This is a genomic window from Streptomyces sp. NPDC058955, assembly GCF_042741435.1.
In the GTDB taxonomy this organism is placed as follows: Bacteria; Actinomycetota; Actinomycetes; order Streptomycetales; family Streptomycetaceae; genus Streptomyces.
In genome coordinates, this window is sequence record NZ_JBHYKM010000153.1 from 4,606 (window position 1) to 15,026 (window position 10,421).

Here is a 10,421-nt window from a genome sequence, read left to right on the forward strand (position 1 = left end):
GTCTCGGGGGCTCGGATTTGTGTATAAGCGCCAGTTCACCCCCCGTACAATTCCGGCCTGAGCAGCGATTTTCCAACACTGCGCCCCCCACCCTCGGGTGGGGGGCGCAGTCGCTTGTTGAGACCCTGTCGGGCGACAACTCGCCCTAGATGGCACAATCGGTGCATGGAACGCGACAGCCAACTCGAGCTCTACGAGGCAGTCGCCGCCCGATTGAAGGAAGCGCACACCCGAGTGCGCGCACTGCAAGTCCCGGAGGGCGTAAGGATGGCGCTGTCCCGGAAGCTGTTGGTCGTCACGGCCGCGGCGAAGCACGATCTCGCGGACGCGGCAACGCGTCTGGACCGGTTGATGAAGGACCTCGACGAGGGCCGATTCCCTGAAGACGACTGACACCAGGAACTCCGCAACGGCACTTCCGCGTTGCGGCACTAGGGTGATTAGACCGTTTCGTGTTTGATTTGCGGTATATACATGCCTAACGTGCGAAAAAGCTTGAACAGTTTCGTTCCGGCAAAGTCTCCGAAGGGGAAGACGTGAACAAGGCGCAGCTCGTAGAAGCGATTGCCGACAAGTTGGGCGGTCGCCAGCAGGCCGCCGAAGCCGTCGACCACGTGCTCGACGCCATCGTGCGCGCCGTGGTGTCCGGCGACCGGGTCTCGGTCACCGGCTTCGGCTCGTTCGAGAAGGTCGACCGTCCGGCCCGCTACGCCCGCAACCCGCAGACGGGCGAGCGCGTGCGGGTCAAGAAGACCTCGGTTCCGCGTTTCCGCGCCGGCCAGGGCTTCAAGGACCTGGTCAGCGGCTCGAAGAAGCTCCCCAAGGGCGGCGAGGTCTCCGTCAAGAAGGCCCCCAAGGGCAGCCTGACCGGTGGCGCCTCCGCCACGGTGAAGAAGGCCGCCGCCAAGAAGGCCACCACGGCCAAGAAGGCCGCCGCCAAGAAGGCCACGCCGGCCAAGAAGACCACGGCCGCCGTCGCCAAGAAGGCGACCCCGGCGAAGAAGACCACCACCGCGGCCGCGAAGAAGACCACCGCGGCGGCCAAGAAGACGACGGCGGCCGCCAAGAAGACCACCGCCGCCGCCAAGAAGGCCACGCCGGCCAAGAAGACCACGGCCGCCGCCAAGAAGACGGCCCCGGCCAAGAAGGTCACGGCGAAGAAGGCCCCCGCCAAGAAGACCACGGCGCGCAAGACCGCCACGGCCAAGAAGACCGCCGCCAAGAAGTAGGACGGTCCTCGCACGTCCGCCGGGCCGGGCTCCCCGCACGGGAGCCCGGCCCGCGGCGCGTTCCGGAGCCGTACGGCCGCACGGGCGGGGGAGCGGCTCAGAAGGTCTGCAGCGTCACCAGGGTGATCCGCAGGCCCGCGCCCGAGGTGCCCGGCTCCGCCTCGATCCGCACCCGCTGGCCCGGCCGCAGCAGCCGCAGCCCGCCCGCGTCGAAGGCGGCCGTCCCGAACTCCACCGGGGTGCCGTCGTCGAGCAGCACACTGCCGCTGCGGGTCTCGGGGTCGTACGTGTACGCGGTGGCCTGCATGGACCGCAGCCTATCCGGCCGTCGCGGGCCGCCGGGCCGCCGTCCGCGGGCCGAGCCCCAGCGACCCCGCCGCCGCCAGGTCCTCGCCGGTGTCCACGTCCCGGCGCACGGAATCCACCCCGGCCAGCCGGATTTCCACCGCGCCCGACGACAAATGCCGAAGCCGCGACGGACCCCCGAATGCCGGTTCCAATTCCACCCCCGGGGCCGCCGAGAGGAATGTCGTACCTATTTCGGCGGCATCCGCGAGAAATGCCCTGGGGAATTGCCGGGCCGCCGCCAGGACCCGCGCCAGCTCAGCCGGGCGCAGCGCCGGCAGATCCGCGTTCAGCGCCGCCACGCGCGCGTGCGGACGCCGCTCCCGCACCGCCCGGGCCCCGTGCGCCAGCGCCGCGTTGAGCCCCGCCGCCGGCACGTCCGGCACTATCCGGGCCCCCAGCGCCGCCAGCGCCCGGCCCGCCGCGGGGTCGTCCGTGACCACCACCACGTCCCGCACCTCCGGGCAGTCCAGCGCCGCCGCGACCGTGTCCTCGGCGAAGGCCAGCGCCAGCCGGGGCCGCAGCCGGTCCCCGGCCGCCGGGGCGAGCCGGCTCTTCGCCAGGGCCAGGGGCTTCAGGGGTACGACCAGGGACCAGCCGTCGTCCGCATCCGTGTTCATCGCCGCCCATTCTGTCCCGCCCCGGCGGTACGGCCCGGTCCCCGGGGCGTACGGTGTCACTCGACACAGCAGGAGCATGGGGCGACACTTGACCCCCTGCCAGCGAGACCCAGCAAGACCCGGAGAAAGGTGCCCCGAGTGCCCCGCCGCAGAATCGGCTTCTGGTACCGCCTGGCGGCGGTCATCGCCAAACCCCCGCTCTTGGTGCTGTTCAAGAGGGACTGGCGCGGCACGGAGCACATCCCGGCCGAGGGCGGCTTCATCACCGCGGTGAACCACAACTCGTACCTGGACCCGCTGTCCTACGCGCACTACCAGTACAACACCGGCCGCGTGCCCCGTTTCCTGGCCAAGGCCGGCCTCTTCAAGGCCGGATTCGTCGGCACCATGCTGCGCAACACCGGCCAGATCCCCGTCTACCGCGAGACCGCGAACGCCCTGGACGCCTTCCGCGCCGCCGTGGACGCCATCGAGCGGGGCGAGTGCGTCGCCTTCTACCCCGAGGGCACCCTGACCCGCGACCCCGACATGTGGCCGATGCCCGGCAAGACCGGCGCCGCCCGCGTCGCGCTGCTCACCAAGGCGCCCGTCATCCCGGTGGCCCAGTGGGGCGCCAACCTCGCGATGCCGCCGTACGCAAAGAAGGACAAGTTCAGCTTCTTCCCGCGCAAGACGCTGATCGTGCAGGCCGGCCCGCCCGTCGACCTCTCCCGCTTCGACGGCCTGGAGCCCACCCCCGAGGTGCTGCGCGAGGCCACCGAGACGATCATGGCCGCGATCACCGCCCTCCTGGAGGAGGTCCGCGGCGAGCAGGCCCCCGCCGAGCCGTACGACCCGCGCCGCGCCCGCCGGGAGCAGCGCCGCAAGGCCGCCGAGGGAGGCGCCGTATGACCAAGGCCGCCGTCTTCGGCAACGGGTCCTGGGGCACCGCCTTCGCCATGGTGATGGCCGACGCCGGCTGCGAGGTGAGCCTCTGGGGCCGCCGCGCCGCGCTCGCCGAGACCATCAACACCACCCGTACCAACCCGGACTACCTGCCCGGCGTCGAGCTCCCCCGGGGTATCACGGCCACCGCCGACGCGGCCGAGGCCGCCGCGGGGGCCGACTTCGCCGTCCTCGCCGTCCCCTCCCAGACGCTGCGCGAGAACCTCGCCGCCTGGGCGCCGGAACTGGGCCCGGACACCGTGTTCGTCTCCCTGATGAAGGGCATCGAACTCGGCACCGCCAAGCGCATGAGCGAGGTCATCACCGAGGTCGCCGGCGTCCCCGCCGCGCGCGTGGCCGTCCTCACCGGCCCCAACCTGGCCCGGGAGATCGCCGCCCGGCAGCCCGCCGCCGCCGTCGCCGCCTGCGTCGACGAGTCGGTCGCCCAGCGGCTCCAGGCCGCCTGCATGACCCCGTACTTCCGCCCGTACACCAACACCGACGTCGTCGGCTGCGAGCTGGGCGGCGCGGTGAAGAACGTCATCGGCCTCGCCGTCGGCATCGCCAACGGCATGGGCCTCGGCGACAACTCGAAGGCCACGCTCATCACCCGGGGCCTCGCCGAGACCACCCGCCTCGGCCTCGCCATGGGCGCCGACCCGCTCACCTTCGCGGGCCTCGCGGGCCTCGGCGACCTCGTCGCCACCTGCTCCTCGCCGCTCTCCCGGAACAACACCTTCGGCACCAACCTGGGCCGCGGGATGACCCTCCAGGAGGCCGTCGAGGCCACCAAGCAGACCGCCGAGGGCGTCAAGTCCTGCGAGTCGGTGCTCGATCTGGCCCGTCGGCACGGCGTCGACATGCCCATCACCGAGACCGTCGTCTCGATCGTCCACGACGGCAAGCCGCCGACGGTCGCGCTCAAGGAACTGATGTCGCGCAGCGCCAAGCCCGAGCGGCGCTGACCGCGCGCCGCTGAGCCGTCCGCGCGAGGCCGCGAGCGGGGCGCTCAGGAGTTCGGAGACCGCAAGGTACGCTCATCGCGATATGAGCGAGAACACCCAGAGCACCCGCAAGCCCCGCGTGGCCGTCGTCTTCGGCGGACGCAGCTCCGAGCACGCCATCTCCGTCGTCACCGCCGGCGCCGTCCTCAAGGCGATCGACCGGACCAAGTACGACGTGCTGCCGATCGGCATCACCCGGGAGGGGCGCTGGGCCCTGACCGCCGACGCCCCCGAGCGGATGGCGATCGCCGAGCGCGCCCTGCCGGACGTCGCCCAGCTCGCCGAGTCGGAGACCGGCGGCGTGGTCCTCCCGGTCGACCCGGCCAGCCGCGAGGTCGTCCTGCACGAGCCCGGCTCGCTGCCGCAGGCCCTCGGCGAGGTCGACGTCGTCTTCCCGATGCTCCACGGCCCGTACGGCGAGGACGGCACCCTCCAGGGCCTCCTGGAGCTCTCCGGCATCCCGTACGTCGGCGCGGGCGTCCTCGCCTCCGCCGTCGGCCAGGACAAGGAGTACATGAAGCGGGTCTTCGTCTCGTACGGCCTGCCGGTCGGCCCGTACGAGGTCATCCGGCCGCGCGAGTGGGACCGCAACCCGGCCGAGGCCCGCAAGAAGATCGTCGAGTTCGCCGCCGACCACGGCTGGCCGCTCTTCGTGAAGCCGGCCCGCGGCGGCTCCTCCGTCGGCATCACCAAGGTCGACGACCTCTCCGGCCTCGACGAGGCCGTCGAGGAGGCCCGCCGCTACGACCCGAAGATCATCGTGGAGGCGCTGGTGCGCGGCCGCGAGATCGAGTGCGGCGTCCTGGAGTTCGAGGACGGCCCGCGCGCCAGCGTGCCCGCCGAGATCCCGCCGGTCACCGACCACGACTTCTACGACTTCGAGGCCAAGTACATCGACTCGGCCTCCGGTCTGGTGCCCGCGCCCATCGGCGACGAGGCCACCGCCGAGGTCCAGCGGCTCGCCGTCGCCGCCTACGAGGCCGTCTCCTGCGAGGGCCTGGTGCGCGCCGACTTCTTCCTCACCGAGGACGGCGACTTCGTCATCAACGAGATCAACACCATGCCCGGCTTCACCCCGATCTCCATGTACCCGCGCATGTGGCAGGAGAGCGGCGTGAGCTACCCCGAGCTGGTCGACCGGCTGATCCAGGCCGCGCTGACCCGCTCCACGGGCCTGCGCTAGCACGGACGTCCGCGCTGCCACGGACGTCCGCGCCTGCACGGACGGGCCCGGTCGGGGGACCGGGCCCTAACGGCATTCGGGTTCGAGGGCGCAGGGCACCGTGCGGTCCACCGGGGCGGCGAGGTCCGCGAGCGGCCCGACGTCGTGCGCGTACCGCTCGCCCAGGGTCACCTCGACGTAGGTCGCGCGGTACACCGAGGTGAAGCGGGGGCCGCCGGCCTCCGGCTGCTCCAGCATCCAGCGGACGCCGTCGGCGGAGACGGCCTCCGCCTGCGGATCGCTCATCTTTTCGGGCCGGGGGACCCCGCAGCGCAGTACGATCGCTCCGTCGCCCCACCCCGCGGTCAGCTCGGAGTCGGGGGACGGATCGCTCCGCTCCTGCCCCGCCACGGTGTCCGGGAGTTCCCGCGCCAGCGCACGGCAGAGCGCCGCCTCCGCCGCGGGCGGCGTCGGCACCGGCACCGACGCCTGGGCGTCGGCGGAGCAGCCGGTGACGGCCAGCAGCAGGACGGCGGCTGAGGCGGGCAGGCCGAAAGGCCGGTGGGAAGACGTCACCGGCCAAGGGTAGACGGGGGCTACAGATGGACGACCGGGCAGGTCAGGGTGCGCGTGATGCCGTCCACTTGCTGGACCTTCGCGACCACCATGCGGCCGAGCTCGTCGACCGTGTCGGCCTGGGCCCGCACGATCACGTCGTACGGTCCGGTCACGTCCTCGGCCTGGATCACCCCCGGGATCTTGGCGATGGTGTCGGCGACGGTCGACGCCTTGCCCACCTCGGTCTGAATCAGAATGTACGCCTGTACCACGGAACCTCCAGGGCGGCCACGAGGATCTTGTGGGAGAAAGAGACGCCACGGTACCGCGTCGTCGGAAGCCGCGGGGAGACCCGCGCCTTCCGGGGCATCCGGGGTGTGGCGTACACAGGACAGAAGTTGACGGTCAACTTGACGGTACCCAGCACGGTGACGGCCCGCGACCCGCGGGGCGAGCGGACGCTCCGCCGACCGCCGGCCGGCACGACGACACGAGGTGAGACGCGGTGAAGGGCACAGTCGGAGAACTGGGCGAGTTCGGGCTCATCAGGGAGCTCACGTCCCGGCTCACCTCCACCCCGGCGGTACGGATCGGGCCCGGCGACGACGCCGCCGTGGTCTCCGCCCCGGACCGGCGCGTGGTGGCCAGCACGGACATCCTGCTCGAAGGACGGCACTTCCGCCGCGACTGGTCGACGGCGTACGACGTCGGCCGCAAGGCCGCCGCGCAGAACCTCGCCGACATCGCCGCCATGGGCGCGGTCCCGACCGCGCTCCTCCTCGGCCTCGTCGTCCCGGCCGAACTGCCGGTCACCTGGCCCACGGAACTGATGGACGGCCTGCGCGACGAATGTCAGGTCGCGGGCGCGGCGGTGGTCGGCGGCGACGTCGTCCGCGGCGACACGATCATGGTCTCCATCACCGCGCTCGGCGACCTCCGCAACCACGACCCGGTCACCCGCGGCGGCGCCAAGCCCGGCGACGTCGTCGCCTACACCGGCTGGCTCGGCTGGTCCGCCGCCGGATACGCGGTCCTCTCCCGCGGCTTCCGCTCCCCGCGCGCCTTCGTCGAGGCCCACCGCCGCCCCGAACCGCCGTACCACGCGGGCCCCGCGGCCGCCGGGCTCGGCGCCACCGCCATGTGCGACGTCAGCGACGGCCTCATCGCCGACCTCGGCCACATCGCCGAGGCCAGCAACGTCCGCATCGACCTGCGCTCCGGCCTCATCGACATCCCCAGCCAGATGCACGACATCGGCCAGGCCGTCGGCGTCGACCCGCGCCAGTGGGTCCTCACCGGAGGCGAGGACCACGCGATCGTCGCCACCTTCCCGCCGGACGTGAAGCTGCCCGCCCGCTGGAAGGTCATCGGCGAGGTCGTCGCCCCCTCCGCGCTGCCCCAGGTGACCGTCGACGGCGCCCCCTGGCACAGCACCGGCGGCTGGGACCACTTCGGGGAGACGGAGTGAGCCTCCCCCTGGTGCTCACCGTCGCCGGATCCGACTCCGGCGGCGGTGCCGGCATCCAGGCCGACCTCAAGACCATGCTCGCCCTCGGCGTCCACGGCATGAGCGTCCTCACCGCCGTCACCGCCCAGAACTCGCGGGGCGTGCGGGGCGCCTGGGAACTGCCCGAGGAGGCCGTGCGGGCCCAGTACCGGGCCGTCGTCGACGACATCGGCGTCCACGCGGTCAAGACCGGCATGCTCGCCTCCGCCGCGCTCGTGGAGACGGTCGCCGAACTCCTCGCGGGCACCGACGCGCCCGTGGTCGTCGACCCGGTCGGCGTCTCCAAGCACGGCGACCCGCTGCTCGCCGCCTCCGCCCTGGACTCGGTGCGCGCGAAACTGCTGCCCGTCGCGACCGTCGCCACGCCCAACCTGGACGAGGTGAGGCAGCTCACCGGGATCGTGGTCGAGGACGAGGCCGGAATGCGCCGGGCCGCCGACGCGATCCTCGGACACGGACCGGGCTGGGCGCTGATCAAGGGCGGCCACCTGCCCGGCGGCGCGGAGGCCGTGGACCTGCTCACCGACGGCACCGAGGAGCACTGGCTGCGCGCTCCCCGGTACGACAACCGGCACACCCACGGCACCGGCTGCACGCTCGCGTCGGCGGTCGCGTCCGGACTCGCCAAGGGGCTGGCCGTCCCGCAGGCCGTACGGGAGGCCAAGGCGTACGTGACCGGGGCGATCGCCGCCGGCTTCGCGCTGGGGGAGGGCATCGGCCCCGTCGACCACGGGTGGGCGCTACGCCGCTGAACCGCTCCCGGGCCCGGGTGCCGGACGGTGCCCGGGCCACGGGTCCGAACCGTGCCCGGCCAGGGCCGCCGAACCGTTTCCGGGCAAGGCAAAAGGCCGGTTCACCGAGGTGAACCGGCCTTTCAAGGCAACCGCAGGGGCTGCGCTACGACACGGAAACGTCGCGATTAGCGCGAGACCTTGCCGGCCTTGATGCACGAGGTGCAGACGTTGAGCCGCTTCGGCGTCCGACCGACCACGGCACGCACACGCTGGATGTTCGGGTTCCAGCGACGAGACGTACGGCGGTGCGAGTGCGAAATGTTGTTGCCGAAGCCCGGCCCCTTGCCGCAGACGTCGCAGTTGGCAGCCACGGGTCACTCCAAAGACTTCAGATTTACAGTGAGATCCGGCGCACCGGAATCAGGAGTCTGAAGTGGCTTGCCGGGGATGGCCCGGCGAGTGCCAGGCAACCGAAGAAGCATACAACGACTGCTCCGGTGGAACGAAACTACCACGGTCCGGGCCGACCCCGTCCCGGCCCCCCGGTCCGGAGCACCCCCGGTCTACCCTGCGGTGAGCTTCGCCGCCCAAGGAGGACCCCCGTTGTCGCGAGCCCCGCAGCCCTTCGACCACACCGTCCGGAGTGACGAGCGTCTCGTCCTCGACGCCGGGACGGTACGGGCCTGGAGCGCGCGGACGGCCGAGGCGCTCGGACGGGAGCGGGCCGCCATCGACGCCATCAACGTCTACCCGGTCGCCGACGGGGACACCGGCACCAACCTCTACCTGACCGCCGACGCCGCCCACCGGGCCGTCGAGGCCGTCTTCACCGCCCCCGGGGCCTCCGGCACCTCCGCGCCCGACACCACCGACGCCGTACGGGCCATGGCCCACGGCGCGCTCCTCGGCGCCCGCGGCAACTCCGGCACCATCCTGTCCCAGCTGCTCCGCGGCATGGCCGGGGTGCTCGCCGAGGGCGCCGACGGCGACCACCTCGCCCGCGCCCTCGCCACCGCCGCCGCCTCCGCCCGCGCGGCCGTCGCCCACCCCGAGGAGGGCACCATCCTCACCGTCGCCTCCGCCGCCGCGGCGGGCTGCGCGGCCGGCGGCAGCCTCCCGGACGTGGCCAGGAGGGCCTACGACGGGGCCAGGACCGCCCTGGAGGCCACCCCCGGGCAGCTGGCCGTGCTCGGACGCGCGGGGGTCGTGGACGCCGGCGGACAGGGCCTGGTGGCCGTCCTCGGCGCGCTGGTGGAGACGGTGACCGGACGGGCCCCCGAAGCGCTGCCGCCGTCCTCCGGCGTACCGGCGCCGGCCGAGGGACCGGGGGAGCCGTGCGGGCCCGGCGGCGAGGGACCCGGCTACGAGGTCCTGTACCTCCTGGAGGCCGAGGACGCCGCCGTCGAACTCCTCCGGGCCCGGCTCGACGCCCTCGGCGACTCCCTCGTCGTCGTCGGCGGCGACGGGCTCTGGAACGTCCACGTCCACGTGGACGACGCGGGCGCCGCCGTCGAGGCCGGGATCGAGGCCGGCCGGCCGCACCGGATCCGCATCACCCACTTCGCGAGCGCCGCGCCCGCCCCGGCCCCGGCCGAGGCCCCCGCCCACGCGCGCGAGGAACGGGCCGGCCGCGCCGTCGTCGCCGTCCTCCCCGGCGAAGGACTCGCCGGACTCTGCGCCGAGGCAGGCGCCACCACCGTCCAGGCCCGGCCCGGCGAACCGCCCGCCGACGACGAACTCCTCGCCGCCGTCCGCCGCGCCCACGCGCGCGAGGTCGTCCTGCTGCCCAACGACACCGACCTGCGGGCCGCCGCCGCGACCGCCGCCGAACGGGCCCGCGCCGAGGGCATCAGGGTCGCCCTCATCCCCACCCGGGCCGCCGTCCAGGGCATCGCCGCCCTCGCCGTCCACGAACCCGAGCGCAGCTTCGACGAGGACGTCGTCGCCATGACCGCCGCCGCCGGCGCCACCCGCTACGCCGAACTCGCCGTCGCCGAACGCCAGTCCTTCACCTCCGCCGGCGTCTGCCAGGCCGGCGACGTCCTCGGCCTCATCGAGGGCGACGTCGCCGTGATCGGCCAGGACCTCACCGACACCGCCCGCACCGTCCTCGACCGGATGCTCCAGGCCGGCGGCGAACTCGTCACCCTCGTCGTCGCCGACGGCACCCCGCCCGACCTCGCCGACACCCTCGAAGCCCACGTCCGGCGCGGCTACCTGGCCGTCGACACCGTCACGTACCACGCGGGCGCCGGCGCCCCGCCGCTCCTCATCGGGGTGGAATGAGAGCGGGGGGGGGGGGGGGGGCCCCACAGCGCGGTGCCCGCCCGCCGGCGCG

At 73.2% G+C, this 10,421-nt stretch carries 13 protein-coding genes; 8 read left to right on the top strand and 5 right to left on the bottom strand.

The window, feature by feature from the left end:
- The first annotated feature begins 165 nt into the window (after window positions 1–165).
- Both ACFW1I_RS34875 and ACFW1I_RS34880 read left to right on the top strand, forming a co-directional pair.
- On the top strand, window positions 166–393 hold the full coding sequence (locus ACFW1I_RS34875) for a hypothetical protein (protein ID WP_031013922.1): 228 nt from the start codon (window positions 166–168) through the stop codon (window positions 391–393).
- A 143-nt stretch (window positions 394–536) separates the two neighbouring features.
- On the top strand, window positions 537–1,229 hold the full coding sequence (locus ACFW1I_RS34880) for an HU family DNA-binding protein (RefSeq protein WP_384677524.1): 693 nt from the start codon (window positions 537–539) through the stop codon (window positions 1,227–1,229).
- A 97-nt stretch (window positions 1,230–1,326) separates the two neighbouring features.
- Here the strand turns inward: ACFW1I_RS34880 and ACFW1I_RS34885 are convergent, their stop codons facing one another.
- Both ACFW1I_RS34885 and cofC read right to left on the bottom strand, forming a co-directional pair.
- Window positions 1,327–1,536 carry a hypothetical protein gene (locus ACFW1I_RS34885; RefSeq protein ID WP_031013924.1) on the bottom strand — a complete coding sequence of 70 codons (210 nt, stop codon included), beginning with the start codon at window positions 1,534–1,536 and terminating at the stop codon, window positions 1,327–1,329.
- A gap of 10 nt (window positions 1,537–1,546) precedes the next feature.
- Window positions 1,547–2,194, bottom strand: a complete 648-nt coding sequence (cofC, locus tag ACFW1I_RS34890) for a 2-phospho-L-lactate guanylyltransferase (RefSeq protein ID WP_384677526.1) — start codon at window positions 2,192–2,194, stop codon at window positions 1,547–1,549.
- 138 nt (window positions 2,195–2,332) lie between these two features.
- Between cofC and ACFW1I_RS34895 the strand changes: the two genes are divergently transcribed.
- From ACFW1I_RS34895 to ACFW1I_RS34905, 3 genes are all read left to right on the top strand, one after another.
- Window positions 2,333–3,085: a lysophospholipid acyltransferase family protein gene (locus ACFW1I_RS34895; RefSeq protein ID WP_384677528.1), complete on the top strand. Its 753-nt coding sequence runs from the start codon at window positions 2,333–2,335 to the stop codon at window positions 3,083–3,085.
- Window positions 3,082–4,083: an NAD(P)H-dependent glycerol-3-phosphate dehydrogenase gene (locus ACFW1I_RS34900; protein WP_384677530.1), complete on the top strand. Its 1,002-nt coding sequence runs from the start codon at window positions 3,082–3,084 to the stop codon at window positions 4,081–4,083. Before ACFW1I_RS34895 ends, ACFW1I_RS34900 begins: the two co-directional genes overlap by 4 nt.
- An 82-nt stretch (window positions 4,084–4,165) precedes the next feature.
- Window positions 4,166–5,305 carry a D-alanine--D-alanine ligase family protein gene (locus ACFW1I_RS34905; RefSeq protein ID WP_384677532.1) on the top strand — a complete coding sequence of 380 codons (1,140 nt, stop codon included), beginning with the start codon at window positions 4,166–4,168 and terminating at the stop codon, window positions 5,303–5,305.
- Window positions 5,306–5,371: 66 nt separating this feature from the next.
- Here ACFW1I_RS34905 and ACFW1I_RS34910 read toward each other — a convergent pair whose 3' ends face one another.
- Entirely contained in the window at window positions 5,372–5,860 is a 489-nt protein-coding gene (locus ACFW1I_RS34910; protein WP_384677534.1) for a DUF3515 domain-containing protein, read from the bottom strand.
- Window positions 5,861–5,880: 20 nt separating this feature from the next.
- Window positions 5,881–6,114: an Lrp/AsnC family transcriptional regulator gene (locus tag ACFW1I_RS34915; RefSeq protein ID WP_030496958.1), complete on the bottom strand. Its 234-nt coding sequence runs from the start codon at window positions 6,112–6,114 to the stop codon at window positions 5,881–5,883.
- Between the two features lie 233 nt (window positions 6,115–6,347).
- Between ACFW1I_RS34915 and ACFW1I_RS34920 the strand changes: the two genes are divergently transcribed.
- Complete coding sequence (locus ACFW1I_RS34920; protein WP_384677536.1) at window positions 6,348–7,310, top strand: thiamine-phosphate kinase; 963 nt, start codon at window positions 6,348–6,350, stop codon at window positions 7,308–7,310.
- Entirely contained in the window at window positions 7,307–8,101 is a 795-nt protein-coding gene (gene thiD, locus ACFW1I_RS34925) for a bifunctional hydroxymethylpyrimidine kinase/phosphomethylpyrimidine kinase (RefSeq protein ID WP_384677538.1), read from the top strand. The genes ACFW1I_RS34920 and thiD overlap by 4 nt, the downstream gene beginning before the upstream one ends.
- A gap of 167 nt (window positions 8,102–8,268) precedes the next feature.
- Here thiD and rpmB read toward each other — a convergent pair whose 3' ends face one another.
- Window positions 8,269–8,454, bottom strand: coding sequence for a 50S ribosomal protein L28 (gene rpmB / locus ACFW1I_RS34930; RefSeq protein ID WP_003957616.1), 186 nt, complete (start codon window positions 8,452–8,454; stop codon window positions 8,269–8,271).
- 232 nt (window positions 8,455–8,686) lie between these two features.
- Between rpmB and ACFW1I_RS34935 the strand changes: the two genes are divergently transcribed.
- The gene (locus ACFW1I_RS34935) at window positions 8,687–10,369 is read left to right on the top strand and encodes a DAK2 domain-containing protein (RefSeq protein WP_384677540.1); all 1,683 of its coding nucleotides are present in this window, start codon (window positions 8,687–8,689) and stop codon (window positions 10,367–10,369) included.
- Window positions 10,370–10,421 lie beyond the last annotated feature (52 nt).